Annotated in this window: 20 protein-coding genes; 6 read left to right on the top strand and 14 right to left on the bottom strand. The window is 76.5% G+C overall.

Annotation, left to right across the window (positions count from 1 at the left end):
• The first annotated feature begins 172 nt into the window (after positions 1–172).
• Together AB0D67_RS03525 and AB0D67_RS03520 are read left to right on the top strand one after the other, a co-directional pair.
• The gene (locus AB0D67_RS03525) at positions 173–1,300 is read left to right on the top strand and encodes an exonuclease SbcCD subunit D (protein WP_362929447.1); all 1,128 of its coding nucleotides are present in this window, start codon (positions 173–175) and stop codon (positions 1,298–1,300) included.
• Positions 1,301–5,482: an SMC family ATPase gene (locus tag AB0D67_RS03520; protein ID WP_362929445.1), complete on the top strand. Its 4,182-nt coding sequence runs from the start codon at positions 1,301–1,303 to the stop codon at positions 5,480–5,482.
• 17 nt (positions 5,483–5,499) lie between these two features.
• On the opposite strand, the gene AB0D67_RS03515 is transcribed toward AB0D67_RS03520, so the two are convergent.
• From AB0D67_RS03515 to AB0D67_RS03490, 6 genes are all read right to left on the bottom strand, one after another.
• A complete protein-coding gene (locus AB0D67_RS03515) occupies positions 5,500–6,849 on the bottom strand; it encodes a threonine/serine exporter family protein (protein WP_362929443.1) in 1,350 nt (449 codons plus the stop codon).
• Between the two features lie 40 nt (positions 6,850–6,889).
• Positions 6,890–9,907 carry a chromosome partitioning protein ParA gene (locus AB0D67_RS03510; protein ID WP_362929441.1) on the bottom strand — a complete coding sequence of 1,006 codons (3,018 nt, stop codon included), beginning with the start codon at positions 9,905–9,907 and terminating at the stop codon, positions 6,890–6,892.
• Positions 9,908–10,005: 98 nt separating this feature from the next.
• Positions 10,006–11,289, bottom strand: a complete 1,284-nt coding sequence (locus AB0D67_RS03505) for a helix-turn-helix domain-containing protein (RefSeq protein ID WP_362929439.1) — start codon at positions 11,287–11,289, stop codon at positions 10,006–10,008.
• On the bottom strand, positions 11,286–12,632 hold the full coding sequence (locus AB0D67_RS03500; protein ID WP_362929437.1) for a hypothetical protein: 1,347 nt from the start codon (positions 12,630–12,632) through the stop codon (positions 11,286–11,288). The genes AB0D67_RS03505 and AB0D67_RS03500 overlap by 4 nt, the downstream gene beginning before the upstream one ends.
• Positions 12,633–12,826: 194 nt before the next feature.
• Positions 12,827–13,666 (bottom strand): SDR family oxidoreductase, encoded by an 840-nt coding sequence (locus AB0D67_RS03495; protein ID WP_362929435.1) that lies wholly within the window; start codon positions 13,664–13,666, stop codon positions 12,827–12,829.
• A gap of 108 nt (positions 13,667–13,774) precedes the next feature.
• Complete coding sequence (locus AB0D67_RS03490) at positions 13,775–14,425, bottom strand: TetR/AcrR family transcriptional regulator (protein ID WP_362929433.1); 651 nt, start codon at positions 14,423–14,425, stop codon at positions 13,775–13,777.
• Positions 14,426–14,482: 57 nt separating this feature from the next.
• Between AB0D67_RS03490 and AB0D67_RS03485 the strand changes: the two genes are divergently transcribed.
• A complete protein-coding gene (locus AB0D67_RS03485) occupies positions 14,483–14,989 on the top strand; it encodes a cupin domain-containing protein (protein ID WP_362929431.1) in 507 nt (168 codons plus the stop codon).
• Between the two features lie 16 nt (positions 14,990–15,005).
• Here the strand turns inward: AB0D67_RS03485 and AB0D67_RS03480 are convergent, their stop codons facing one another.
• Positions 15,006–16,208: a histidine kinase gene (locus AB0D67_RS03480; RefSeq protein ID WP_362929429.1), complete on the bottom strand. Its 1,203-nt coding sequence runs from the start codon at positions 16,206–16,208 to the stop codon at positions 15,006–15,008.
• Positions 16,209–16,493: 285 nt separating this feature from the next.
• Here AB0D67_RS03480 and AB0D67_RS03475 point away from each other — a divergent pair, with 285 nt between their 5' ends.
• The 3 genes from AB0D67_RS03475 to AB0D67_RS03465 all read left to right on the top strand — a co-directional run bounded on the left by AB0D67_RS03475 (position 16,494) and on the right by AB0D67_RS03465 (position 19,822).
• Complete coding sequence (locus AB0D67_RS03475; RefSeq protein WP_362929427.1) at positions 16,494–17,951, top strand: MFS transporter; 1,458 nt, start codon at positions 16,494–16,496, stop codon at positions 17,949–17,951.
• Between the two features lie 68 nt (positions 17,952–18,019).
• Positions 18,020–19,000 carry an alpha/beta hydrolase gene (locus AB0D67_RS03470; protein ID WP_362929425.1) on the top strand — a complete coding sequence of 327 codons (981 nt, stop codon included), beginning with the start codon at positions 18,020–18,022 and terminating at the stop codon, positions 18,998–19,000.
• Between the two features lie 138 nt (positions 19,001–19,138).
• A complete protein-coding gene (locus tag AB0D67_RS03465; protein WP_362929423.1) occupies positions 19,139–19,822 on the top strand; it encodes a response regulator transcription factor in 684 nt (227 codons plus the stop codon).
• Here the strand turns inward: AB0D67_RS03465 and AB0D67_RS03460 are convergent.
• The 7 genes from AB0D67_RS03460 to AB0D67_RS03430 form a co-directional block, all read right to left on the bottom strand.
• The gene (locus tag AB0D67_RS03460; protein WP_362929421.1) at positions 19,810–21,924 is read right to left on the bottom strand and encodes a prolyl oligopeptidase family serine peptidase; all 2,115 of its coding nucleotides are present in this window, start codon (positions 21,922–21,924) and stop codon (positions 19,810–19,812) included. The two genes, AB0D67_RS03465 and AB0D67_RS03460, sit on opposite strands and share 13 nt — an antisense overlap.
• Positions 21,921–23,717, bottom strand: a complete 1,797-nt coding sequence (locus tag AB0D67_RS03455) for an ABC transporter ATP-binding protein (RefSeq protein ID WP_362929419.1) — start codon at positions 23,715–23,717, stop codon at positions 21,921–21,923. The genes AB0D67_RS03460 and AB0D67_RS03455 overlap by 4 nt, the downstream gene beginning before the upstream one ends.
• Positions 23,714–25,426 carry an ABC transporter ATP-binding protein gene (locus AB0D67_RS03450; RefSeq protein WP_362929417.1) on the bottom strand — a complete coding sequence of 571 codons (1,713 nt, stop codon included), beginning with the start codon at positions 25,424–25,426 and terminating at the stop codon, positions 23,714–23,716. The genes AB0D67_RS03455 and AB0D67_RS03450 overlap by 4 nt, the downstream gene beginning before the upstream one ends.
• A gap of 118 nt (positions 25,427–25,544) precedes the next feature.
• On the bottom strand, positions 25,545–25,676 hold the full coding sequence (locus AB0D67_RS03445; RefSeq protein ID WP_362929415.1) for a SapB/AmfS family lanthipeptide: 132 nt from the start codon (positions 25,674–25,676) through the stop codon (positions 25,545–25,547).
• Positions 25,677–25,718: 42 nt separating this feature from the next.
• Positions 25,719–25,850, bottom strand: coding sequence for a SapB/AmfS family lanthipeptide (locus AB0D67_RS03440; protein ID WP_362929413.1), 132 nt, complete (start codon positions 25,848–25,850; stop codon positions 25,719–25,721).
• Positions 25,851–25,884: 34 nt separating this feature from the next.
• The gene (locus AB0D67_RS03435) at positions 25,885–26,016 is read right to left on the bottom strand and encodes a SapB/AmfS family lanthipeptide (protein WP_362929411.1); all 132 of its coding nucleotides are present in this window, start codon (positions 26,014–26,016) and stop codon (positions 25,885–25,887) included.
• 7 nt (positions 26,017–26,023) lie between these two features.
• On the bottom strand, positions 26,024–26,326 hold the full coding sequence (locus tag AB0D67_RS03430; RefSeq protein ID WP_362929409.1) for a hypothetical protein: 303 nt from the start codon (positions 26,324–26,326) through the stop codon (positions 26,024–26,026).
• Positions 26,327–26,384 lie beyond the last annotated feature (58 nt).

The following is a 26,384-nucleotide window of genomic DNA, read 5'->3' as shown; positions in this document are numbered from 1 at the left end:
CCCGCTTCCCGATCGTCACCCGCCTCGCGGGAGGACCCCGCCCCCGGTGCGCGACCGGTACGGCCCCCCTGATCATCCAGGGTACCCAGCCTCGTGCCCGCGGGGTATGGGGCGTTTCCCATGTGACGCAAGTAGCCACATTTGCCTCCGTGGCCTGTTAGCTTCAGGTGACATGCGCCTGCTGCACACCTCGGACTGGCACCTGGGCCGTTCGTTCCACCGCGAGAGCCTCCTGGCCGCCCAGGAGGTCTTCGTCGACCACCTGGTCGAGACGGTCCGGGCCGAGAAGGTCGACGTGGTCGTGGTCTCCGGTGACGTCTACGACCGCGCGCTGCCCTCGGTCGACGCGGTGCGGCTGTGCGACGTGGCGCTGCGGCGGCTGGCCGCCGAGGGCGTCCGCACGGTGCTGATCAGCGGCAACCACGACTCGGCGCGCCGCCTCGGGTTCGGCGCGGACCTGATGGACGCCGCCGGGGTCCATCTGCGCACCGACCCCGGCCGGGCCGGTGAGCCCGTGGTGATCGACGACGTGGCGTTCTACGGCATCCCGTACCTGGAGCCGGAGCTGGTCCGCGGGCCGTGGGAGCTGCCCGAGCGCACCCACACCGCGGCCCTCGGACACGCCATGTCGCTGGTCCGCGCCGACCTGGCGCGCCGGGGCGGCCGGTCCGTCGTCCTGGCCCACGCCTTCGTGACCGGCGGGCGGGCCAGCGACAGCGAGCGCGACATCAGCGTCGGCGGCGTCGCCCACGTCCCGGTCTCGGCCTTCGACGGCGTCGACTACGTCGCGCTGGGCCACCTGCACGGCCGCCAGACGATGAGCGGGACCGTCCGCTACTCCGGCTCCCCGATCGCCTACTCCTTCTCCGAGGAGGGGCAGGTCAAGGGCTCCTGGCTGGTGGACCTGGCGCCCGGCGGCGGGGTGAGCGCCGAGTTCGTCGAGGCGCCGGTGCCCCGCCCGATCCGCACGCTCAAGGGGCGTCTCGACGACCTGCTCACCTCGGCCGAGCACGCTCGCCACGAGGACCACTGGCTCCACGTGACGCTCACCGACCCGGTCCGGCCGAAGGGCGCCATGGAGCGGCTCAGGGCCCGCTTCGAGCACACCCTGGCGCTGTCCTTCGAGCCGGAGGGCGGCGTCCGCGAGACCGTGACGCAGCCGCGGCTGGCCGGCCGCGCCGAGATCGAGGTGGCGCTCGACTTCGTCCGCGAGGTGCGCGGCGAGGCCGCCGACGATCACGAGACCCGGTTGCTCCAGGAGGCCGTCGAGGCCTGCCGCATCAAGGAGGCGATGGCGTAGATGCGTCCGCACCGTCTGTGGATCAGCGCCTTCGGCTCCTTCCCCGGTGAGGAGGAGATCGACTTCGAGGCCCTCACCGAGGCCGGCCTGTTCCTGATCCAGGGCCCCACCGGCGCGGGCAAGACCACGGTGCTGGACGCGCTCTGCTACGCCCTCTACGGCAGGGTGCCGGGCAAGCGCGACAGCGCCAAGAGCCTGCGCTGCGACCACGCCCCGCCCGGCCGGGGGCCCAGCGTCGCGCTGGAGGTCACCGTCCGGGGGCGGCGGCTGCGGATCACCCGCTCGCCCGCCTGGCAGCGCCCCAAGCTCAGGGGGTCCGGCACCACGCGCGAGAACGAGAAGGCCGTGCTGCAGGAACTCCTCCCCTCGGGGGAGTGGACGGGGCTGACCACCCGGGTCGACGAGGCCGGGGAGCTGATCGGCAACCTGCTGGGCATGAACGCCGACCAGTTCTTCCAGGTGGCGATGCTGCCCCAGGGCGACTTCGCCCGGTTCCTGCGCGCCGACGGGGAGGACCGCCGCCGGGTCCTGGAACGCCTGTTCACGGTACGGCTCTACGCCGCCGCCGAGAACTGGCTGGCCGAACGGCGGACCGAGGCCCATCGCGAGCAGCAGACGCTGCGCAGGGAGGTCGACTTCGCCGTCAAGCGCCTGGAGGAGGCCGCGGGCCCGGCCCTCCTCGCCGCCCTGACCGCCGCCTCCGAGGCGCCGGGGACGCCCGGCGGCGCCGGGAACACAGCGGGTGGGGACGCGGCGGGTGAAGACGCCGGAGGGACGACCGCCGACCCCGTCCCGGCGCCGGATCCCGAGGACGACCCTCGGGGCTGGGCCGCCGCCCTGGAGGCGCTCGCCGCCCGGGAGGCCGCTCGGGCGGGCCTGGCCCGCGCCGACAGCGAGGCGGCGGTACGGCGGGCCCGCGCGGAGCTGGACCGGGGCATGGCCCTGGCCGACCGGCGCCGCCGTCACGCCGACGCGCTGGCACGCGGTCACGCCCTGGAGGAGACCGCCGAGGAACGGGCCGACCTGGAGATCATCCTCGCCGAGGCGGCCCGCGCCGACCGGGTGCTGCCCTTCCTGCAGGCCGTCGAGCAGCGTGCCGGGGCCGCCGAGAAGGCTCGCGGCCTGGCCGCCGACGCCCTCGCCCGGGCACTGCCCCTGCTCGGACTCTCCGGCGACGCCGTGGGCACCCCGAACGCCGCGAGCGCCCCGGACATCACGAGCGCCCCGGACATCACGGCCGCCGTGGACGTCGCGTCCGGCGCGATCACCGCCGGCGGCGCGGCGGTCGCGGACGCCGTGGACGTCGCGATCGCCGCGGACGTCACCCCCGACCGCCTGACCGGACTGGAAGGCGACCGCCGCGCCGAGATCAGCCGGCTGGCGGAGCTGCGCGCCGAGGAGGCGCGCCTGGCACGGATCCGCGAGGAGCGCGGGCGCGCCGCCGTCGAGATCGCCGATCTGGGCGCGGCCCAGGACGAGACCGACGCCCGTCTCGCGGTCCTGCCCGGCCTGCGCGAGGACGCCGAGGCCCGCCTGGCCGCGGTCCGCCTCGACGCGGCGCGCATCCCGGCCGCCGAGGCCGCCCGGCAGGCCGCCGCCGCCCGTCTGGCGGCGGCGGAGCACCGCGACCGCCTCGCCGCCGAGCTGGCGGACGCCCGCCGTGACGTCGCCGCCCGGCTCGCCGCCCTCCCGGACGCCCTCCGCCCGGCCGGAGGCCCCTCCGCGGCGGCCGCCCCCGGTGTACCGGACACTCCCGCCGCGGCGGTCGTTCCCGGTGTTCCGGACGCTCCCGGTGCATCGGGCAGTCTCGGCGTATCGCCCGCTTCCGGCGCGTCGGGCGGCCCCGCCGCGCTGCGCGAGGCGCTCGCCGTCCGTGAGCGCGAACGCGGCGAGGAACTGGCCGCACTGGAGGGCCTGCGGGCCGACGAGGACCGCCTGGCCGAGCTGGAGCGCCTGCTGGCCGGCCTGGACGCCGAGCTGGCCGCCGCCGAGGCCCGGGAGGCCGCGCTCCAGGAGACCCAGCGGGACCTCCCCGCCGCGCTGGGCGAGGTGACCTCCCGGCTGGCCGAGGCCAGGTCGCGGGCGGCCCGGGTGCCCGCCGCGCGGGCCGCCGCGGACGCCGCCGCCGCCCGGCTCGACGCCGCCCGCCGCCGTGACGGGCTCGGCGTGGAGCTGGCGGAGGCCCGTACGGCCCTGGCCACGGCGACCGACCATGCGCAGCGGCTCCGCGACCGCCACCTCGACCTCCGCCAGGCCCGGATCGACGGCATGGCGGCCGAGCTGGCGGCCAAGCTCAGCCCCGGCGAGCCATGCGCGGTCTGCGGCTCGCCCGACCACCCCGCCCCGGCCGCCCCCGCCGCCGAGGCCCCCACCGCCGAGGACGAACGCGCAGCCCAGAGCGCCTACGACGCCGCGGCCGAACGCCGCCGGGCCGCCGAGGTCACCGTCACCGCCCTGGACTCCCGGCTCGGCGAGGCACTCGCCGTCGCCGGAGACCTCACGGCGGCCGGAGCCGAGGAGGCCGTCGGCGAGGCCCGCCGTGAGCTGGCGGACCTGTCCGCCGCCGCGGAGACCGAGGCCGCTCTCGCCGCGGAGGCCGACCGCCTCGCGGCCGAGCTGGACGACACGCGACGGCGGGCCGCCGAGGCCGCCCGCGCGCTGGCCGAGGGCGGCGCCCGCAGGTCGGGCTGGCGGGCCGAGCACGACCGGCTGACCACCAGGCTGGACGACGCCCGCGGCGCCGACCCCACGGTCCAGGCCCGCCGCGACCGGCTCGCCGGGGAGGCCGCGCTGCTGGCCGCCGCGCTCGCCGCCGCCGTCCGCGCCGCCGACGCCGAGACCGCCCACCGCGACGCGTGCGCCGCCGCCGTCGCCGCCATGCCGGTCGGCTCGGAGCCGGCCGCCGCCGGTCCGACCGTGGCGGACGCCGCGGCCGGGCTGGCGGAGGCCGAGCGGGCCCTGGCCCGGCTGCGGGAGTCCGCCGCCGCCGAACCGGCGCTCGCCGAGCAGGCGGACCGGATCGCGGCCGAGCTGGAGGCGGCGCGGGAACGCTCGCGTGAGCTGGCGGTCACCCTGGCCGCCCGCCGTACGCACGCCGACAAGCTCGCGGCGGAGGAGGAGCGGCTGGCCGCGCGCCTCGACGAGGCCCGCGGCGAGGACCCGAGCCTGGCCCACCGGCTGGATCGGCTGGCCGACGAGGCGGAGCTGCTCAGGGAGGCGGCCGAGGCCGCCAGGGAGGAGCGGGTCGCCGCCGCCGAGCTGGGGGCGGCCCGGACCCGCGCCCTGGCCGCCGTCGCCGAGGCGGGCTTCCGGAGCGCCGACGACGCCCGTTCGGCGGTCCGTCCGCTCGCGGAGCAGGAGGAGAAGGCCGCGCGGCTGCGCGGGCTCGACGAGGAGCGCGCCGCCGTCACCGCCATGCTGGCCGACCCGGAGCTGGTCGCCGCCGCCGCGGAGCCCGAGCCCGACCTCGACGGGCTGCGCGGGGACCACGACGCCGCCGACGAGGCCCACGCCGGCCTGCGGTCCGCCCTGCACGGCGCCGAGGCGCGCCGGGAGCGGCTGGCCGCGCTCCGCGCCGAACTGGAGGGGTGCCTGGACCGCTGGCTGCCCGCCGCCGAACGGCACCGCCTGACCGAGCGGATGGCCGCCCTCACCGGCGGCAACTCCACCGACAACCGGTGGAACATGCGGCTGTCGTCCTACGTCCTCGGCGAGCGGCTGCGCCAGGTGGTCGCGGCGGCCAACGAGCGGCTCGACCACATGTCCGGCGGGCGTTACCTGCTGGAGCACAACCTCGGCCGCTCCGCCGGGGACCGCAGCAGGTCAGGCGGCGGCCTGGGCCTGCGGATCCTGGACGGCTGGACCGGTGTGGACCGTGACCCGGCGACGCTGTCCGGCGGGGAGAGCTTCATCACCTCGCTGGCGCTCGCGCTGGGCCTGGCCGACGTGGTGACCGCCGAGGCCGGCGGAGTGGAGATCGGCACGCTCTTCGTCGACGAGGGCTTCGGCACGCTCGACGAGGACACCCTCGACGGCGTCCTCGACATCCTCGACGGCCTGCGCGACGGCGGCCGGGCCGTGGGCATCGTCAGCCACGTCGCCGAGCTGCGCACCCGCGTCCCGGCGCAGCTGCGGGTCCGCAAGGAACGCCGCGGCTCCACCCTGTCCGTGACCGGCGTCTGACCTCCGGGCCGACGCGGTCAGGAGCCGCGGGTGCGGCGGGCCGCCGGGCGCGGGATGAACGGCCTGCGTGCCCGCCGGGCGGCCGGCCGTACCCGCCGGGCCAGGTCGGACCCGGTGGCCGCCCGCACGACCTCCGCGCCGAGCATGACCCCGGCGCCCAGGGCCAGGGCGGTCGACAGGGCCTGCAGCAGGCTGGACATTCCCGCGTCGGCGTGGCCGAGGTTGGCCTCCAGCATGCCGCGGTACAGGGCCGTTCCCGGCAGCAGTGTGCCGATCGCCGGAACCGTGACCACCAGCGACGGCACCCGGGCCGTCCTGGCGTACGCCGCGCCGAACAGGCCCACGGCCGCCGCGGCGACGGCCGTCGCCAGCACGACCGGGACGTCCCAGCCGCACAGCAGCACGAAGACCACCCACGCCAGCGTGCCGCCGATCACCGCGGCCACCAGGTGCCGGGGCGGCACGAGCAGCGCGACCGCGAACGACAGCGTCACCCCGGCCGATCCCAGCAGCTGCGCCGGCTCCAGCAGCAGCGGCGCGGCCGGCACGTCCTCCACGCTCAGCGGCACGCCCAGGCGGACCGCGGTGTACAGGGTGACGCCGATCCCGGAGACGACCGCGGTGAGGATGAAGAAGACCTCGAACAGCCGGCCCGTCGCCGTGACGTACTCGCCGGCGATGCCGTCCTGCACGCAGGCCACCATCAGCCGTCCCGGCAGCAGCGCGACGACCGCGCCGACCACCACCGCCTCGGCCCGCACCTGCACGCCGAGCGCGATCAGCAGCACCGCGGCCAGCGAGCCCAGCATGGCCGCCACCGCGATCTGGAAGAACTCGGCCACGCCCCGGCCCGCCAGCCACGCGCTGGCCCGGTCGCCCAGCACGGTGGCGGCGAACGCGGCGAGCGCGACCCTCGCGCCACCGCCGACCAGGATGCTCGCCGAGGCGGCCACCGCCGCGACCGCCGTCACCAGGAACCAGTCCGGGTACACCCGCACCCGCCGGGTGATCCGCCGCAGCCGCGCCTCCGCCTCCTCCAGCGGCAGCTCTCCCGCGGCGGCCTCGGAGACCAGGGCGTGCACCGCGATCAGCCGGTCGTAGTCGGGCAGCCGGCGGCGGACCCGCCGCTCGACGGTGACCGGCACGCCGCCGTCCGCCGGGACGTGCGACAGCGTGATGGCCGACAGGTTGACGTCGGCCTCGCTGTGCGGCACGCCGTACGCGTCGGTGATCCGGCGCATGGCGCCGGAGACCGTCTCGTTGGACTCGCCGCTGCCGAGCAGCAGCTCGCCCACGCGCAGCGCCAGAGCCATGGTCAGGTACAGGTCACGCCGCGGAGGTGCCTGCTCCAGCGGTGTCGACGACACCGTTTCCCCCGATACTTCCGAAATAGAACCTGCGCAGAGGCTATCTGCTCACCGCCGCCGACAGCGCACGCACCCGCTCGGCGTGACGGTCGTGACCGATGACCACCGGCGGCTCGTTGTACGGCATCGCGTCGGAGGACCGGCGCAGCTTGACGTACTGGCCGCAGGCGTCGACCGCGTAGGGCTCCATGTCGTCCTGCAGCGCGCCGATCACCGTGATCCCGTACGTCTCGCCGATCCGGCGGAACAGCGCCACGGCCTCCCTGCGATGCTCCTTGCCGAGGTTGCGGCCCAGCTCGTCCAGGACCAGGCACAGGTGGCCGCCGCCGGAGGAGGCGATCGCCGCCGCGCAGACCAGCTTCACCGCCTTCTCGTCCATCAGCGCGGTGTTGGCCCGCCGGTTGTACGGCACGTAGCCCTGCCCCTCGCCGCGCCGCCACCTGGGCGTCACCCGCCACGCCCAGCGCTGCTCGGGGTCGGCGGGCGCGGGCGGCACCGGGAAGTCCAGCGTCGCGCCGTAGCCGCCGTAGGCCAGGTCGAGCCGTTCGAACTCCTCGGCGACCCGCGTCAGCCGCGCCTTGACGGCCGCGGTCAGCGCGGCCCGGTGCACGGCGGTGGACTGCGCCGCCTCCTCCGCCCCCTTGGCGGCGGCGGACAGGTCGCGGCGGCGGGTCTCCAGCTGGGTCTCGATCTGGCGGCGCTGGTGGCGCTCGTACTCCTCCTGACCGCGGAGGTAGGACGCCAGGGCCGCGCAGACGCCGGGGAACGTGGCCTGCTCACGCGCGGTGCGCCCGGCCCCGGGCTCGGTCCGCTCCCTGATCAGGAACCGCAGCTCCTCGGGCATCTCCTCGTCCTCGCCGGGGAAGGTGTCACGCAGCGCCTCGTCGAGGTGGCGTTCGGCCGCCCGCCACCACTCCTCGGCCGTCAGCGGGCGCTCGTCCTCGCCCAGCGCCTCCAGCCACTCGCCGGCCCCGGCGACCGTGCCGCCCCAGTCGACGGCCATCGCGTCCAGCGCGAGCGCGTCGCGGTCGGACTGCACCTTCGCCGCCTGCTCGGCGGCCTGGTCGCGCTCGGTCTCGTGCCGCGCCCGGCGGCCCTCGAGGCGTTCGATCTCCATGCTCCTGGTGCGGGCCCGGAAGTCGAGCGCGGCGACCTCCCGCTCAGCCTCCGCCACCCGCGGCGCGGCCTCGGCCAGGGCCGCGACGAGCCCGGTGAGGACCTCGCGCCGCTCGGCGAGCCGCCGCTCGACGTCGGCCAGCCGTACCGCGGCGCGAGCCCCCTCCAGCCGCCGGGCGGCCTCCGCCATGCCGTCCTCGGCGGTCCGTACGACCTCGGCGGCGGCCTCCTGGACGTCCCGCGCCCGGTGCAGCCGCTGCTCGGCGGCCTTGATCCGGGCCTCACGGCCGGTGGCGACCGCCTCGAACGACCCGACGACCGTGATGCCGGCCGCGCTGACCAGCACCGACCCGGGCAGTGCGGCCAGCGTCCGCGTCGCCTCGGGGAGGTCGGCGGCGTCCACGATCACCGCGTGCTCCTGCGGCCAGCCCCGGGCGGCCAGCAGAGCCCCGCCGGCGTGGTCCGCCGCGGCCTCCTCGTCGCGGGCCTGCTCGGCGACGTCGACCGCGTCGAGCAGACCGGTCGCCCGGAGCCCGGCCGCGGCGAGCGCGTCGAGCTGCGCCGCCGCCGGGCCGCCCTCGGCGTCGTCCAGCGCGGCCTTCGCCTCGTCCACCTCGCGGTCGGCCACGCCCAGCGCCTTCAGCGCCTCGTTGAGGACGACCCTGGCCCGCTCCAGCTCGGTCTCCGCCGCCGCCACGTCGCGGCCGTCGGCCAGCCGCCGCTGCTCCTCCAGCCCGGGGACGCGGGCGCGCAGCTCGTCGGCGGCGTTCTCCGCCACCGCCCGGTCGGCGTCCAGCTTGGCCGCGCGGGCCTGCAACGCGGCCAGCTCCCGGCGGGCCCCGGCCAGGGAGCGCTCCAGCGAGTCGTCCCGGAGCGTGGCGATCTCCGCCTTCACCGTCTCGATCGCCTCGGCCGCGCGGCCGCCCGCCTCGCGCAGCCGCTCCAGCTCGGCGGCGAGCGCCTCGTCCCGGCGGGCCGCGTCGGCGAGCCTGCGCGCCAGTCGCCCCCGCCAGGAACGCATCGCCCCGGCCAGCCGGACCCGCGCCCGGTCACGCCGGTCGAAGGTCGTGAGCAGCGCCCGGGACTCCTCCTCGAAGTCCGTCAGCAGCTCCGCGGCCCGCGTCGCCCGCACCCGCCTGGCGTGCTCGTCGCGCCGCGCCTCCCGCTCCTGGTCCAGTTCGGCGTCCAGGCCGGTCAGCGCGGCGATCGCCTCGAACACCCGCTCCGGGGAGATCTCGTTCAGCGGTTGCGACAGCAGGTTCGTGGCGACCTTGCTGCGCACCGAGGTGGACAGGAACGACACGCATCTGACGCGGTCGCCGTACAGGAACCGCGTCAGGTCGCGCGCCACCACGTCGCGGCGGCCCGCCGAGCGCGGCAGCGACGCCCACACCTCGTCGGCCAGCGCCACCCGCTCCGCCTCCGAGGGCGCCGCGGCGAGCCTGATGCCCGGGGTCACCCGGATCTCCAGGTGCGGTGCCTCCTGGTTGACCCGCAGCCACACCGTGACCGCGTCGTCCACCGAGCCGGGCGGGGCGAAGACGCCCACGATGTAGCCGTGGTCGGCGCTGGCCCACGTCCCGGCGCCGCCGCCCGCCGCCAGCTCGGCGTTGAACAGCAGCTCCGCCACCGCCTTGGCGCCGGAGGCGAAACGCCACTGCTCGTCACCGAGCAACGCGGTGATCATCGCGATGAACGACGACTTGCCCGCGCCGTTGGAGTCCTTCGGGCCCGCCCCGGCCACCACGATCAGCGTGCCGGGCACGACCGGCACCGGGTGGGTCGACAGCCGCGAGATGTTGACCGCCTGCACGGCGACCAGCACGCGGTCGCCGACCACGTCGTGGTCGGGCGCGGCGGGCCTGACCTCCACCGGCACCAGCCCGATCTGACTGCCGCGCGCCCGCGCCGCCGCCGTCTCAGCCGCCCTGGACGGTTTCACGGCCGTGCTTCCCGTGGTACTTTCCACGGTGTCCTCGACAGGGCGGTCGGCCGCGCGGCGGCCCCTCGCGCCCCGTCCCGCCCGCTCCGGCTGTCCGGTCACCCCTGGTATTCCCTTCCTCGACGATTCGCCCGAATGGCGGCGGCCAGCGGGGTGTGCGGCCCCGCGGCCAGGATGAGCTCCTCCTGCAGGCGGCGCCTGGCCGCCGGGGTCAGGCGGTGGAACTGCGGGCCGGGGACATAGCCGCCCGCCTCCTCCCCGGCCTTCACCTGCGTCACCAGGCCCGCGTGGCGCAGCGTCCGCAGCGCCGCGTCCAGCGCGCCGACCGGCAGCCGGGTGTGCCGCCGCAGCTCCTCCACCGGCGCGGGGAACGGCGACAGCCAGCTGTCGGCGGGCAGCACGCCCTCGGCCCGGGGGATCGCCACCGAGTGGACAAGCACCAGCGTCAGCACCGCCCGCTCGGCCTCGCCGACCGCCCCGCTCACCACGGCGCCCACCTCGTCGGCGTATCCCGAGATCCACGTCTCGCGGCCCTGGACGAGCACCCGGCCGCGCCGCCGCAGCATCTCGGCGACCGTACGGCGCGGCGCCGGGTCGCGCAGCGCCGGGAAGCGGGCCTCGTGGACCGGCTCGGCGGCGTGCTCGACCGCCATGAACGCCGCGACGATCTCGGCCCTGCGCCGCTCGTCGAACGCCTCCAGCAGGTCGGCGTCGAGGTCCGCGGCGGCGATGACCTCCGAGGCCGCCGCGACCTGCCCGCCCGCCGAGACCTCTTCAGGCTCCCGGGGCTCCCCGGCGTCCCCGTCCGGGCCGTCCGTCGCCTCCCGGGCTGCCTCGCCGTCCCCGGCGAGGACCGGGAGCACGGCGGGCCGGACGGCGCCCTCCGTGCCGGAGGGCAGGCGGCGCAGCAGCTCCCGGAGCTGCGCGTGGGACTCGGCGGGCCAGGACGCGCAGCGCGGGCCGAGCCGTACCACGCCGGCCTCCACCGTCAGCCAGGCCGAGTCGTGCAGGCGGCGCAGCGCGCCGACGGCCCAGTTGCGCATCAGGTCGTCGCCGCGCCCGATGAGGGCGCGGTAGGCGGAAAGCACCTCGTCCACCGGCGCGGGCGAGCCCGGCCACGGGTCGGCGGCGAGGTCGGTCCAGCAGCACCTCAGCGCCGCCGCCAGCACCCGCCGGGTCTCCCCGGAGCGTTCCACCGTCGTCGGCGCGACCTGGTACTCCTCCAGCAGCGACGGCGTCGCGCCGTCGGGCCAGGCGGGCAGCGCCGTACCCGTGCCGTCGCCGAGACCGGCCCGGAGCATGCCGGCCGGGGCGGGCTCGCCGGGGCCCAGCGGCAGCGGCCCGGCGGACCGGGCACGCGCGTGCGTCAGCTCGGGCGTCATCGTCCGTCCTCCCCGGGCTTTCCGAACCCTCCGGACGGCCGCGCACCGCTTCGGGCGTCTCGTCCGTGCTTCCCGGACGGCCGCGCCCCGGCTCGGGCGCCGTCTCCGTCCTCAGCCTTCTCCGTTCCCATGTCCGTCCTCTCCAGGCGGCCGTGCGACAGCCACGCGGGTTCCGCGCCAGGGGCCGCGGTCAGGCCGTCGGACCAGCGCAGCCGGTAGGGCGACTCCGGGCGCAGGTCGGCCGAGACGAGGTCGGCCAGCAGGCGGCGCGCCGGGACCCACTCGCCGCCCGCGGCGAGCACCTCCTCCAACGGCGCGGACGGCCGTCCGGCGAGGACCGACTCGGCGACGGCGGCCAGGCGGCCGAGGACGGCGTCACCGGTTCCGGCGTCGTGGGTGCCCGCGGGCCCGGGGTCGGGCACGACCGAACGCGGGGGAGTGGGCTGCGCCGGAGCCGGGCGGGGACTCTCGTCCACCGCCCGGACGATCGCCGCCGGGTCGTGCCAGGGCGCCGGGGCGTCGAAGGCGAAGCCGTCCAGCACGGCCGCGAGCCGCTCCCTGTCGGCGGTCTGCGCGAACGTCCGCCAGGTCTCGGCGGGCAGCAGCGTGAGGTTCCGCGTCGTGCCGGCCGAGTCGGCCAGGCGGCCCGCGGCGCGGCGGGAGGCGTCGCTGTAGGCGTAGATCGCGGCGCGCAGCTCGGTGCAGGTGCGGTCGAGCTCGGGCCAGCGGGTCAGGATGGTCGCGTGCAGGCTCTGCGCCCGGCGGGCGATCTCCTCGGTGCCCCACAGCTTGGGGGCCTGCTCGCGCAGCTCCTCGATGGTGCCGCCGACCAGCGTGATCAGCTCCAGCGCCCACAGCCGGAAGGCCCGCGACAGGTTCCGCGCGCTGAGGCGCGCCTCCTCCATGGTCGTGCGGGGGTCGGCGACGTTGAGGTCCTCCAGCGCCAGCAGCCGGTGCATCTCCGACTGGCCGCCGTCGGCCATCATCCGCCGGACGAACATCAGCCCCACCACGCTGGTGAACGACGCCCGGTAGCGGAGCTGGTTGGGCTTGGGGAACACCTCACGGATCGCGCCGAGGCCCTTGAGCACCCGCAGGCGGTTCTCGAACATCTCCACCGGATAGGCGCGGCAGACGTGGCGCATCTGCTCGTGGGTGAGCCACTCCTCACCGGCCTCGGCGAACGCCGCGAACAGCGTCTCGGCGATGTCGACCAGCACCGGGTCGTCCACCACCGCGCCGCTGTCGCGGGCGAGCGCGGCGAACATCCGCCGGTAGGTCGACAGCACGGACTCCTCGGTGAGGGCCGCGTCGAGAGTGATCTCCTGGTCGGTCTCTGGCACGCCCAATACCGTAGGGCCTCGCCCCGACATCCCCGTCCCCGGCGGAGCGGGCGCGCTGTCCGGGATGGATTCTCCCGTTCAGCGCTCCACCCGGGGACGGGCGCCCCTCGGCCGGTGCGCCGACGGCCGTCCGCGCACCGTTCCCGCTCGCCCGCTCGCCCGCTCGCCCGCTCGCCCGTTCGCCCGTTCCTTGTTCACCGGCCGCCGGGCGGAGGCGGCGGCTGGACGGGGACGCGGGGCGGCACCCCGTTGCGGAGCGACCAGCCGCCGTCGCTGACGATCGTCTGGCCGGTGATCCAGGAGGCCTCCTCACCGGCCAGCCACCGCACCAGCCCGGCGGTCTCCTCGGCCGTGCCCCACCGGCCCCGCGGGTGCCGGCCGGACAGCCACTCCCGGTCCTCGGGCGAGGCGTATCCCGTGTCGACGGGCCCGGGGTTCACGCAGTTGACGGTGATGTCGCGGACGCTCAGCGAGGCGGCGAGGCTCGCCGTCAGCTGCTGCACGGCGCCCTTGGTGGCGATGTAGGGCAGCTCGGTGGGCATCGGCTCCAGGTGCTGGCCGGAGGTGAAGGTGACGATCCGCCCGCCGTCCAGGTCGGGCTGGGCGGCGAACTCCTGCACCAGCAGCAGGGTCGCCCGGACGTTGACCGCCCAGCACAGGTCGAGCTCCTCGGCGGTCAGCTCGCCGAGCCCGGCCTCGGAGCTGCGGGCGTGGTTGGCGACCAGGACGTCCACCCGGCCGAACCGCTCGCGGGCGGCGGCGACGATCCGGGCGGGCGCCGCGGGGTCGGCCAGGTCGGCCGCCAGGTGCGCCACCGCTCCGGCGCCCTCGGGCAGCTCCTCCCGCAGCGCCGCGACGACCCCCTCCGCGCCCAGCGGGTCGGCGCCCCAGGGCTGTTCGGCGTCGTGCGGGGACCACGAGCAGGCCAGGAGGTTCATCGGCGCGGAGGCCAGCTCACGGGCGACGGCGTAGCCGATGCCGACGCGCCGGCTGACCCCTGTGACGATCGCGGTCCTGATCGGAACAGAGGTCATCGTTCTCCCGTCTTTCGTTGTGAACGGCATGGCGGCCCATCATCACATCGAGATCATGGAAGCGTCCATCCGCCAACGACGGGACACCGGCCGGGCCGGCGGTCCGCGTCAGCGGGGGAGCAGCGCGTCGCGCATCATGCCGGCCAGCCAGCCGCAGAAGGCGTCCGGCGTCCAGCCGCACCCGGTGACCATGGCGTGGTGGTGGGCCGGGTCGTTGAGGAACCACAGGACGTCGACGGCCCGCTCGGAGTCGAGCTCCGGGCGCAGCGGGCCGAGGCTCGCCGCCCGCTCGGCCACCATGCGCGCCCCCGCCCGCCGGTTGGCCTGGAGGGCACGCCACAGTTCGGTCACCTCGGGGGCGGCGTCCGCCGCCCGGCGCACGGTCTCGAAGATCGGCGCCGCGCGGCCTCCGATCAGGACGCAGACCCGCGCGTACGCGTCGAGGACGGCGGCCGGGGTGGCGGCGTCCCAGACCGGGCGGAACCATGGGCGCTCGGCCACGGGGACGGGGGCGTCGTCCCCGGCGAGGGCCTGGTCGAGCACCTCCTTCAGCAGCGCGGGCTTGGAGCCGAAGGCCGAGAAGACGGTGGGCCGGGCGACGCCGGCGGCGGCGGCGACGTCGGCCAGCGAGGTGGCGACGTAGCCGTGTGCGACGAACAGCTCGCCGGCGGCGGTGACGATCGCCCGGCGGGTGCGCCGGGCGCCGTCGGCCCGGACGGAGGACCGGTACGGCCTCCTCCCCGGCTCGTCCTTGACCATGACGGGAATACTAGCGTTATATTCACTATACCGTTGTCTGTTGAAAAGTAGGCGGCCATGACCCCAACCTCCGCAGCCCGCCCCTACGTCCGCACCTCCGGGGACGGCCCGTCGATCCGGTTCCTCGGCGGCCTCGCCACCGTCAAGGCCGGGGGCGCCGAGACCCGCGGCCGCCTCACGGTCGTCGAGTTCGTCAACCCGCCAGGTTTCGCGCCCCCTCTCCACCGGCACCTCCGGGAAGACGAGATGTTCTACGTGCTGTCGGGCACCGCGACCTTCCACTGCGAGGGCGAGACCCTGCCCGCCGGGCCCGGCGACTTCGTCCTCCTCCCCGTGGGGCTGCCCCACAGCTTCGTCGTCGATCCCGGGGAACCGCTGCGGACCCTGCAGATCACCACGCCCTCGGGCTTCGAGGACTTCGCCGCGGAGGTGGGCGAGCCCGCGACCGGGCGGCCGTCAGGCCCTCCCGTGATCGACCCCGTCGCCCTCGGCCACGCCGCCGCCCGGCACGCGATCGAGATCCTCGGCCCGCCCCCGGGGCACGACGGGCCTCCGCGCTCCTGACGGAGCCGCCCGTGGATCACGACGGCTCCCCGAGACGAGGCTCGGCGTGTGCGGGCTCTTCGAGGGGAAGCCCGGCGCGTACGGTGAAGCCGCCCCCGGCGCGCGGCTCCGCCCGCAGCCGGCCGCCGAGCGCCGCGACGCGCTCGCGCATGCCGAGCAGGCCCGTCCCGGGCACGGGCGGCGCGGCCGGGTCGGCCCCGCCGTCGTCGTCGACCTGCACGACCAGCTCGTCGTCGGCGTAGTCGACGCGCACCGCCGCGGCCGCCCCGCCGGCGTGCCGGGAGACGTTGGTGAGCGCCTCCTGGACGATCCGGTACGCGGCCCGGTCCGTCTCGGCCGGCAGCTCCCGCCGGGTCCCGGACACCGTCACCGGCAGCCCGGCCGAGCGGGCCCGCTCCACCAGGTCGCCGAGCCGGTCGAGCCCGCTGGGCGCGACCTCGGCACCGGAGGCGTCGGAACCGCCGGGACGGCCCGGATCGCCGGGGCGGCCGGGGTCGCGCAGCACCTCCAGGGCGGCGCGCAGCTCGCGCATGGCGTCACCGCCGGCCTCCTGGATGGCCAGCAGCGCGGGCGGCACGTCCTCGCCGCGCTTGCGCGCCAGGTGTACGGCCACCCCGGCCTGGACCTTGATGATCGAGATGCTGTGGGTGAGCGAGTCGTGCAACTCCCTGGCGATGCGCAGCCGCTCCTCGCCCGCACGGCGCCGGGCCACCTCCTCACGGGTGCGCTCGGCCTCGGCGGCCCGCCGCTCCGCCTCCTCCAGGTACGCCTGCCGGTGGCGGGCCACCGTCGCCGCCACACCCGCCGCCACGAACCAGCCGACCAGCAGCGAGGTGTCCTCGAGGATCCGCACAAGCCCGCCGGCGCCGGGGAGCCGCACCGCCAGGTCCACACCGAGGAAGACCACGCCCGCCAGCGCCGGGGCCGTCCGATGGCCGGTCCTGACCGCGGCGAACACCGAGATCAGCACGGGGAAGGCGGCCGGCGGGCCCGGCTGGAGGCGCGCCGTGAGCACGAGCATGCAGGCCGTACCGGCGAACAGCGACACCAGGGGCGCCCGCCGCCAGGCGAGGAGCGCGAGCGAGCCGGCGAGGGCGGTCGCGAGATCCACCGCGCCCGCGCCCGGCGTGCCGAACACGACGGCCGACAGCAGGGCGGCCATCACCGCGGCGAGCACGCCGTCCTGGGCGAGCGGCCGCCACCGCTCCATAGGTCTCATCCGTGCAGATTACGATCTGCCGGGCCGGAGGTCGTCCCCGGTGCGTCGCAGCGAATCCCTACTCCCCAGGATGTAGCCGGGCCGGTCCCGTCTCTCCCGGTGCCAGGTGAATGAGCCTTCCCGGGCACGACGACCACCGGCCGGTCCCGGCAGCACGATGTCCGGCATGCACACGATCCGAGCAGAGAGCGGGCTCCGCCACGTGAGCCCGGAGAGCCGCCGGCCGTCACCGTTCCCGCCCGGGCCCCGCACGGGCGGTTCCGCGGTCACGGGGAGGGCCGAGCCGTGCTGAGAAACGCGGGAACCGCGGGAGGACGGACCGTCCGGCCGGGGGTCACCCTCGCCGCGGTGGCCGTCGTGCAGTTCATGGTGTCGCTGGACCTGTCGGTGGTGAACGTCGGACTTCCACGGATCGCCGCCGGCCTGGGGTTCAGCGCGGTGGGCCTGACCTGGGTGATCCACGCCTACGCGCTCACCTTCGGCGGGCTGCTCCTCCTGGGCGGAAAGGCCGCCGACCGGTATGGCCGCAGGCGCGTCCTGCTGTCCGGGCTGGGACTGTTCGGCCTCGCCTCGCTCGCCGGCGGCTTCGCCCAGGAACCGGGTCACCTGATCGCCGCCCGCGCCGCGCAGGGCGTCGGGGCCGCCGCGCTGGCCCCGGCGGCCCTGGCGCTGCTCACCGCGACGTTCCCGTCGGGCAGGGACCGCGTCCGGGCCTTCGGGGTGTGGAGCGCGACGAACGCCGCCGGCGGCGCCCTCGGCGTCCTGATCGGCGGCGTGCTCACCGAGTACGCCGGATGGCGCTGGGTGATGTTCGTGAACATGCCGATGGCCGCGGGCGCGCTGGCCCTGGCCTGGCGCGGCGTCGCCGCCGGCCCGCCCCCGGCCCGCGGCGGCCGCCCGGACGTCCCCGGCGCCGTCCTCGCCACCGCGGGCATGACCCTGCTGGTGTTCGGCGTCGTCCGCACCGACCGGTATCCGTGGACGTCGCCCGTCACCCTGATGACCCTGGCGGTCGCCGTCGCGCTGCTGGCCGCGTTCGTCCACGTCGAGCGGACCACCGCCCGCGAACCGCTGCTCCGGCCCGGTCTGTTCGCCAACCGCTCGGTCTCCCGCGCGAACGCCTACAACCTCTTGGTCGGGGCCGCCATGGCCTCGTCCTTCTACTTCATGTCCCTCTACCTGCAACGCGTCCTCGGGACCGGACCGGCCCTGGCCGGGATCGAGTTCCTGCCGTTCGCCCTCGGCGTGGTCGCCGGCTCCGTGCTCGCCGTCGAACTCGGCTACCGCCTCGCGCCGCGGACCCTCATGGTCGCCGGAGGGCTGCTGACCGCGACCGGCTTCGCCTGGTTCGGCCTGATCAGCCCGGACGGCGCCTTCGTCACCGACGTCCTGGGGCCCTCGATCGTCACGAGTGTCGGCTTCGGGCTCTGCCTCGCGCCGCTCGTCTCCACCGCCACCGCCGGCGTCGCGCCCCACGAGACCGGCACCGCCTCGGGCCTGCTCAACAGCTCACGCCAGATCGGCGCCTCGCTCGGACTGGCCGTCCTCGGCACCGTCGCGCACGACCGCACCGGCCGGATCGCGACGCCCGAGACCCTCACCGCCGGGTACGCGCTCGGCATGACGATCGGCGCCGTGCTTTTGGCCGCCGCCGCCCTCGTCGCCCTCACCCTCCCGCGCCGGACCGGCCCGCCGTCACCGGCCGGGCAGGCCGGCGGCCGAAGGGAGGAAACCCCCGTATGACCACCGTCGCCCCGATCGACCTCTTCGCGTCCGTCGCCCGCCTGTAACCTCCGTATAGAAGGACGATCATGAAAGACAAGGCCCCGCTCGGCACCCGCATCCTCCTCAGGGACATCCTGGACTGGGAGGCGCTCACCGACGACCAGGTGATCGCCGCGAGGGAGAAGGCCGAACGCGTCCGATCATCCCGTGCGGCACGGATCATCACCGGCCTGCCCGACCGTCGCGCCCGCATCGAGGAACGCACGATCGACCTGCCGGGCCGCCGCCTGAGGCTGCGGGTGCACCGTCCGAAGAACCCGGCTCCGAGGCTGCCGCTGGTCCTCTCCTTCCACGGCGGCGGCTTCATCATGGGCGCCCCCGCGCAGAACGACTGGCTCAACAGCCGCCTCGCGGCCCGCTGCCCGGCGGTGGTCGTGTCGGTGGGCTACCGCCTCGCCCCCGAGCACCCGTTGCCCGCGCCGGTCGAGGACGGCTACGACACGCTCCTCCGGATTCTCGAAGACCCCGCCGATTGGGGCGTCGACCCGGCGGCCGTCGCGGTCCTCGGCGAGAGCGCCGGCGGCACGATCGCCGCGCTCATCGCGCTGCGCGCCCGCGAGGACGGCCCGCCGCTGCACGCCCAGGTGCTGACCTGCCCGGCCACGGACTGGTCGGACACCATGGCCGACTACCCCTCGATCACCGCGAACGCCGGCAACCCCGGGCTCTCACCGTCCAGGTGGCGCACCGCCCGCAGGCTGAGCGTTCCACCCGCCCTCGACCCGCTGAGCGTGTCGCCCATGAGATTCGGGAACCTCGCCGGCCTGCCGCCGGCACTGGTCGTCACCGGCACACTGGACGCCGCGGACGACCAGGGACGCCGATACGCCGAACGGCTCCGCGCCGACGGCGTCGACGCCCGCCTGTCCCCTTACCCGAGGGCCGTCCACGCCTTCCTCAGCATGCCCGGGCTGGTCCCGGCCGCCCGGCCCGCACGCCGCGAGATCCTCGCCTTCCTGCGGAGCCGCCTGCGCCCCGCAGAATCCGCGCAGGAAGGGGAGCGATGAAGGCCGGGAACCTCCCGCGGATACCACCGGGGGAGTACGGCGGCAGCGCGACCCGGAGCGGATGAAAGGCGGCCGGCGGGGCTCTACCGTGTCCGGTATGAGGATCATGCCCCAGTGGTGCCCGGCCGGAGGCCTGTCGTGATCCGGGTGCTCCTGGTCGATGACCAGCCGCTCATCCGCGCGGGGTTCCGCGCCCTGCTGGAGGCCGAGGACGACCTCCAGGTGGTCGGCGAGGCGGGGGACGGCGCGCGCGGCCTCGCCCTGGCCCGCGAGCACCGGCCCGACGTCGCGCTCGTCGACGTGCAGATGCCGGTGATGAACGGCATCGAGACGACCCGGCGGATCGCCGCCGACCCCGCCCTGGCCGGGGTGCACGTGGTGATCCTCACCAACTACGGCCTCGACGAGTACGTCTTCGACGCGCTGCGCGCGGGCGCCACCGGGTTCCTGGTCAAGGACACCGAGCCGGCCGACCTGCTGCACGGCGTCCACGTCGCGGCGCGGGGCGACGCGCTGCTCGCCCCGGCCGTCACCCGCCGCCTGATCGGCGAGTTCGTCGCCCGCCGCCCGCTGACCTCCGCCACCGGGCTGGACGTCCTGACCAACCGGGAACGCGAGGTGATGGCGCTGGTGGCGCACGGCCTGTCCAACGACGAGATCGCGGCGCACATGGTGATCAGCCCGGCCACCGCCAAGACCCACGTCAGCCGGGCGATGACCAAGCTGGCGGCCCGCGACCGCGCCCAGCTCGTCGTCCTCGCCTACCAGTGCGGCCTGGTCACGCCGGGACGGCCCGGCGCGCTCCCCGGTCAGGGCGCCTGACCGGCGCCGTCCACGACCGGCGGCGCGTACGGCACCGGCCCGGGAACCCCCGGGAACGGCTCCGATGCGACGCCCGCCCCGAGCCCCGGAGCGGGCTCCGGGGCGAGCCGGAGGCCGGTGTGCTCGGCGAGGAAGGCCAGCAGGTCACCCGCCAGCCCCACCGACCGGCTCGCCGACCGCGCCGCGTGCCCGACGCCCTCCTCGTGGCGCAGCAGGACCGGCCGTGTCCCCGAGGTCGCCCACTGCAGCGCCGCGCACAGCTTGCGCGCATGCATGGGGTCCACGCGGGAGTCACCGCCGAAGGCGGCCAGCAGCGTCGCCGGGTAGTCCACGCCCTCGCGCACCCGGTGGTAAGGGGAGTAGCCCAGCAGCCAGCCGAGCTGCTCCGGGTCGTCGGCGGAGCCGTACTCCGACCGCCAGGACGGGCCCAGACCGGACCGCTCGTAGCGGGCCATGTCCGTCAGCGGGGCCGAGCAGACCGCGGCGGCGAACAGGCCGGGTCGCTGCGTCAGCGCCGCCGCGGCCACCAGCCCGCCGTTGGACTCGCCGCACAGGCCCAGCCGGTCCGGGGCGGTCCAGCCCTCGGCGACGAGGTGCTCGGCCACCGCCACGAGGTCGTCGACGGCGTTCTGCTTGCGGTCGAGCGCCCCGTCGCGATGCCAGGCCGCGCCCTCCTCGCCGCCGCCGCGTAACTGGGCCAGGACGAACACGCCCCCGGCCTCGACCCACGGCAGGATGTACGCCGAGTACGAAGGCGTCATCGGCCGGCCGAACCCGCCGTAGCCGTACAGCACCGCGGGGCGCGGGCCGTCGCCGGGCCGGGCGAGCACCACCATCCGCACCGGCGTGCCGTCCCGCGAGGCGCAGACGAGCCGGCGGGAGACGATCCCGGGCACCTCGACGGCGCCGGGCGCCGCGGCCCACGGCGTGGTCCGCCCGGTGCGGGTGTCGTAGCGGTGCACGCTCGTCGGCCTGACGCCGTCGGTGTAGGTGAACCACACCTCGGGGCCGCCCTCGGGGCGGGTGAACATCCGCCCGGCCGCGCCGAGGCCGGGCAGCGGCACCTCGCCCAGCCTCCCGCCGGTGGCCGGATCGTGCACGGCGATCTCGCTGATCGCGTGCCGGGTGCGGCCGACGAGCAGCACCGGCGCGCCGGGCTCCCCGGCGAACGCGAAGTCCCCGGTCACCGCCTCCGGGTCGGGGCCGACCAGCTCCCGCCAGCCCGTCACGCCGGGCCGCGCCGGGTCGGCGACGCACAACCGGCCCCGCGGGGCGTCCAGCGTGGTCAGCAGGTAAAGACGCCCGTCCGGGCCTACCGCGGGCACCGTCACCGCGGCCGCCTCCTCCTGGACCACCCGCAGGCAGGGGCGTTCCGGCGGCCCGGCCGACAGATCGGCCAGCCACAGGTCGTTGCCGCCGCCGGAGGCCGCCGAGACCGTCAGCCAGCGGCCGTCGGCGCTCATCCCCAGACCGTAGGACCGCTCGTCGCCGCAGACCACCGCGTCGTCGTCGGCGGGGGTGCCCAGCAGGTGCAGGCACACCCGCCGCGAGCGCACGTAGAAGAACGCCTTCCCGCCGGGCAGCCAGACCACCGGCGAGTAGCGGCAGCGGTCGATCGGACCGTCCACCGGCCGTCCGGTGGCGACGTCGAGGACCCGCAGCTCCGAACGCTCGTCGCCGTTCCTGGAGAGCTGGTAGGCCAGCAGCCGCCCGTCCAGGTCGGGCTGCCAGGAGTCGAGGACGGTCAGCCCGGACGGGTCGAGCTCCGCCGGGTCGAGCAGCGCCCGCTCGGGCCCGTCGGGACCGGCGGTGTACAGCACGGCGTGCTCCTGGCCCGCCTCGCGGCGCAGGAAGAACCGGCGCCCGCCCCGCCACAGCGGCGGTCCCGCCATCCCCGCGGACATGAGTCGCTCCACCCGCCCGTGCCACGCCGCGCGTCCGGCGAGCGCGTCCGCGTGGCCGCGCCACAGCCTCTCCTGCGCGGCCAGCCACTCCCGCGTCCGGGGATCGCCGGCGTCCTCCAGCCACCGGTAGGGGTCGGCCACCGCGCGCCCGTGCGGGTGGTCGACGATCGGCTGCCGCTCGGCGGGGGGATAGATCACGGCACCATCTCCTGTGGTTTCGCGGGGTTCCAGTGGCCGACCAGGTCGGCGTAGAGGGGAGAGGCGGCGAGCAGCTCCTCGTGCCCGCCGAGCCGCACGCTGGTGCCGTCCATGACGAGGATCCGCCGCGCCCGCGTCGCCGAGGTCAGCCGGTGCGCGATGACGACGAGGGTGCCGCCGCGGCGGGCGAACGCCTCCTCCGCGCGGGCCTCCGCCGCCGGATCCAGGTGGCACGTCGCCTCGTCGAGGACCACCAGGCGGGCCGGGGACAGGTGGGCGCGGGTCAGGGCGACGAGCTGCCGCTCGGCCGGGGACAGCGCGCCGGAGGACACCTCGGCGTCGTAGCCGCCCAGCCGTTCCGCCAGCGCGGTCAGGCCCACCGCGCGGGCGGCGGCGTCCAGCTCCTCACGCGACGCCGGCGAAAGATAGGTGAGGTTGTCCCGCAGCGTGCCCCGGAAGACGTAGGCCTCCTGGGGGATCAGCACCCGGCAGGCCGGGTCGAGCCGGTCGGCCGGGACGCCGCCGACCTCCACGCGGCCCGCGCCGGGCCGGAGCACCCCCGCCAGCAGCGCGCCCAGCGTCGACTTGCCGATGCCGCTGGGCCCCACCACGGCGAGGTGGTCGCCCTCGGGGATCGACAGGTCCAGCCCGGAGATGACCGGCTCGGCGTGCGGGCCGTACGCGAAGGTGACCCCGCGCAGCTCGGCGCGGACGTTCCGTACGGTGACCCGCCCGGCGGGACCGTACGGCGCCGCCGCGGGACCGGGGGAGGGGGACGGCGGGCCGGCGGGGAGGGCGGGACACTCGGAGGCGACGGCCGCGGGAGCGGGGAGGACGGGGGAGACGGGGCCGGGCGGGGCGTCCGGCCGCAGGATGCGGTCCAGCGACACCCGCAGCCGGACGCCGCTGATCCCCAGCCCCTGCACGAGGTTGCCCAGCGCCGGGGCCAGCGACTGCGTCACGTACGCCAGCGCGCCGAGGATCACCCCGGCCCCGGCGCCCCGCGACAGCAGCCAGGGGGCGCCGGCCAGGATCAGCAGGACCGGCAGCCGGCCCCCCACCGCCAGCGACAGCGTGCGCAGGGCGGTCACCCGGGCCAGCGACCGTCCCGCGGCGGCCTGCTCGGCCACCCGCGCGCCGACGGAGGCGGCCACCCTGTCCTCCGCCGCGCAGGCGGTGATGTCGCGCAGGGCGCCCACCGCGCCGGCCAGCGACCCGGCGGTGCGCTCGTCGGCCAGCAGGAACTCCCGCTGCCGCCGGGCCATGGCCGGAAGCGACAGCAGGAACAGCCCGACGCCGGCCGTGAACGGCGGCAGCACCAGGACCAGCACCTCGGGGACCAGCGCGCCCAGCCCCAGCACCACGCTCACCACGGTGAAGGCGAACGACCTGACCACCGTGATGACCGAGGCGAAGGCGTCACGGGCCAGCTCCACCTGGAGGTTGGACCGGGCCACGGCCGCGGTGCCCGGCCCGTGCCCGGCGGCGGACGCGCGGTCCAGCGCGCCCTCCACGATGTGGCCGAGCAGGTCCTCCCGGAACGGCTCCACGATCGCGGCGACGGCCAGCACGACCTGTCGCGCGCCCGCCGCACCCACCAGCCAGGCGGCGGCGAGGACCGCCAGCCAGGCGAAACCGGTGCCGGGCCGGCCCGCGGCGAAGCCGTCGTCGATCGCCCGCGCCACGGCCAGGCCCACGACGAGGGCGGGCGCGGTCTCCGCCACCGACCACACGGCGAGCCTGACGAGCAGGCGCGGGTCGCGGCGAAGCGCCCGGCGGACCGGGCGGTTCACGGCGTCCCCCGCACGGGTGCGGAACCGGGAGGCGGGTCGTCCACCTGGAAGACGGCGCGATAGGCCGGGTCCTCCCACAGCGTCAGGTGCGTGTCGTAGCCGCGCACCCGCCCGCCGTCCAGCCAGATCACCCGGTCCGCCGCCGCCGCGGTCGCGGCGCGGTGCGTCACGACCAGCCGGGTACGGCCGCCGAGCCGCCCGGCCAGCGCCGCGGCGACCTGCCGCTCGGTGACGGTGTCGAGGCTGGAGGTGGCGTCGTCCAGGACGAGCAGCCGCCGCCCGTGCGCGAACGCCCGCGCCAGCCCCAGGCGCTGCCGTTCCCCGCCCGACATCGGGGCGTCGTCCAGAGGCGTGCCGTATCCCAGGGGGAGCCGCCGGACGAACGCGTCGGCGCACGCCTCCCGCGCGGCCCGGCGCACCGCTCCCGGGTCCGGCTCGTCCAGGCCCAGGCCGACGGCGTCCTCGACGGTGTCGCCGACCAGCGCCGGGCGTTCGAAGGCGTAGCCGGCCGCCCGGCGCAGCGCCCCGGCCGACAGCCGGGGCAGCGGCACCCCGTCCAGCAGGACCGTCCCGGCGGCGGGGTCGGCCAGCCGGCCGGCGAGCGAGGCCAGGACCGACTTGCCGCTGCCGGAGCGCCCGACCACCGCCACCGAGCAGCCGCCCGGGACGACCAGGTCGATCTCGCCGAGCCCCTCGGCACGCACGCCGCGCAGTTCCAGCGTTCCGGGACCGGCGGGCAGCGGGCTGTCCCCGTGGGCCCGCGGCGTCCCGGCGGTCAGCTCCGTGATGCGGCCCGCCGCGGCGCGCGCCCGCGCCAGCCGGGCGACCTGGCCGAGCGCCGAGCCGATGCCGGCGCCGAGCACGACGTAGCGGGCGGCGGAGTACAGCTCGCCGGCGGTCAGCCCGCCGTCGGCCAGCCGCAGCCCGCCCACCGCCAGCACCGCCACCTCCAGCAGCGGCACCACGGCGCCCGCCCGCACACCGGCGCTCGCGTTGGCCCGCCACATGTCCATGGCGTGCCCGCGCAGCCGGGGCAGCGCGGCCAGCACCCGGGCCTTCTCCACCGCCTCGGTGCCCGCGGCGGCGATCGTCCGGGCCCCGGCCAGCGCGTCGACCAGGCGGGCGGCGATGTCGCCCTGCGCCTCCTGGTAGCCGCCGGCGATCGAGGTGCCGGCCCGCAGGAACGCCCGCAGCACGAACGTGATCAGGACGAGGCCGCCGACCAGGGTCAGGGCCAGCCGGACGTCGATCAGGGCGAGCGCGACGATGCCGCCCGCCGAGGGGATCACCAGTGCCGCCGCGGTGACGAGCGCCTCCGGGGCCCGCCCGGCCTCCTCCGCGTTCACCCCCATCCGGGTGACGAGATCGCCCTCGGAGAGGCGGCGGGTCAGCGCGGGCCCGGCTCCGAGGACGTGCCGCAGCGTCCGCAGGCGCAGCCACGCCGTGGCCTGGGCGCCGCTCACCCCGGAGCCCCAGACGCCCAGGGCGTCGCAGGCGACCGCCCCGGCCACGAGTGCCGCGCAGACGCCCGCCCAGGTCCAGGCCCCGCCCGCCGGGCCGGCCGCGACCAGGGCGTCCACCGCCCGGCCCAGCGCGTAGGGGAGCGCCAGCTCGGCCAGCGCCCCGGCGACGGAGGAGACGGCGAGGACGCCCAGCCAGGGGCCGCCACGCCGTACGGTCTGGGCGAGCAGCCGGTCCGCCGTCCGCACCGGTCCCTCCTTCGCTCGAAAGTCCTGGGCCCGCCCGGTGGGGGCTTGGAGAAGCCCCCGGGAACGGGCCGTGCCCGGGACGGCCGCCGTCATCGGCCGACCCGGGCACGGGGTGTCACTAGTGGCAGAGCAGCAGGCTCAGGTTGCTCGGCGTGTAGGACTCGCAGCCCAGGACGGTGAGCGAGCTGCCGCCGCCACCGCCGTGGCCGCCGCCGGGGGTCTCGAGAGCCTGGAGGTCGAGAAGAACCATTTTCTTACCTCTTCCTTGTGATTCCTGGTGATCCGTGGACGACTAGTGGCAGAGCAGGGCGCTCAGGTTGCTGGGGGTCTGGGACGCGCAACCCAGGACGGTCAGCGTGCTGCCGCCACCGCCGTGGCCGCCACCGGTCGGAGCCTCGAGAGCCTGAAGGTCGAGAAGAACCATGGTGTTACTCCGTTTCTGGCGATCGGGAAGAGGATCAGTGGCAGAGCGCCACGCTGAGGTTGCTCGGCGTGTGGGACTCGCAACCGAGAACGGTCAGCGAGCTGCCGCCACCGCCACCGCCACCCCCGGTGGGGGCTTCCAGGTTCTGGAGGTCGAGAAGTACCATGCTGTTGTCACACCTCCTTCGAAGGCTCGCGGGGGGAAAGCCGCTCGGCGGATTCATGCGCGGGCAGTGCCATGGACAGGGCACCCGCGCCGCCGGGCGGCTCGACAAAGGGGAGGAGCACCCGCCGGTCGCCCAGCGCGGAGCTCATCGCGAACAGGACTCCGGCCGTGCCGGTCGCGAAGTCCATCGAAAGCCTGAGCAGCTGGTCACCGGGGAAGGCCAGGCCGTCGCCGTACGACAGCGCGTGCCAGCCCAGTCCCCTGATCTGCTCGGCGAGGTCTGTGGCGGTCCCGGAGCCGGCGGAGCCCATGGGCCGCTACGCCCGCGTCCGGGTCCGGCGGCGGCTGCTGCCCGCCCTGGAGGAGGAG

The sequence above is a fragment of the Streptosporangium sp. NPDC048047 genome (assembly GCF_040653115.1).
Taxonomy (GTDB): Bacteria; Actinomycetota; Actinomycetes; order Streptosporangiales; family Streptosporangiaceae; genus Streptosporangium.
This window is presented reverse-complemented; position numbering and strand designations above follow the sequence as displayed.

Excerpts from the sequence above, each read along its gene's own strand:
- AB0D67_RS03505 (WP_362929439.1), bottom strand. The coding sequence starts at position 11,289 with ATGACGCCCGAGCTGACGCACGCGCGTGCCCGGTCCGCCGGGCCGCTG.
- AB0D67_RS03485 (WP_362929431.1), top strand. The coding sequence starts at position 14,483 with ATGACCCCAACCTCCGCAGCCCGCCCCTACGTCCGCACCTCCGGGGAC.
- AB0D67_RS03525 (WP_362929447.1), top strand. The coding sequence starts at position 173 with ATGCGCCTGCTGCACACCTCGGACTGGCACCTGGGCCGTTCGTTCCAC.
- AB0D67_RS03495 (WP_362929435.1), bottom strand. The coding sequence starts at position 13,666 with ATGACCTCTGTTCCGATCAGGACCGCGATCGTCACAGGGGTCAGCCGG.
- AB0D67_RS03430 (WP_362929409.1), bottom strand. The coding sequence starts at position 26,326 with ATGGGCTCCGCCGGCTCCGGGACCGCCACAGACCTCGCCGAGCAGATC.
- AB0D67_RS03480 (WP_362929429.1), bottom strand. The coding sequence starts at position 16,208 with ATGAGACCTATGGAGCGGTGGCGGCCGCTCGCCCAGGACGGCGTGCTC.
- AB0D67_RS03445 (WP_362929415.1), bottom strand. The coding sequence starts at position 25,676 with ATGGTTCTTCTCGACCTCCAGGCTCTCGAGACCCCCGGCGGCGGCCAC.
- AB0D67_RS03440 (WP_362929413.1), bottom strand. The coding sequence starts at position 25,850 with ATGGTTCTTCTCGACCTTCAGGCTCTCGAGGCTCCGACCGGTGGCGGC.
- AB0D67_RS03490 (WP_362929433.1), bottom strand. The coding sequence starts at position 14,425 with ATGGTCAAGGACGAGCCGGGGAGGAGGCCGTACCGGTCCTCCGTCCGG.
- AB0D67_RS03435 (WP_362929411.1), bottom strand. The coding sequence starts at position 26,016 with ATGGTACTTCTCGACCTCCAGAACCTGGAAGCCCCCACCGGGGGTGGC.
- AB0D67_RS03470 (WP_362929425.1), top strand. The coding sequence starts at position 18,020 with ATGAAAGACAAGGCCCCGCTCGGCACCCGCATCCTCCTCAGGGACATC.
- AB0D67_RS03520 (WP_362929445.1), top strand. The coding sequence starts at position 1,301 with ATGCGTCCGCACCGTCTGTGGATCAGCGCCTTCGGCTCCTTCCCCGGT.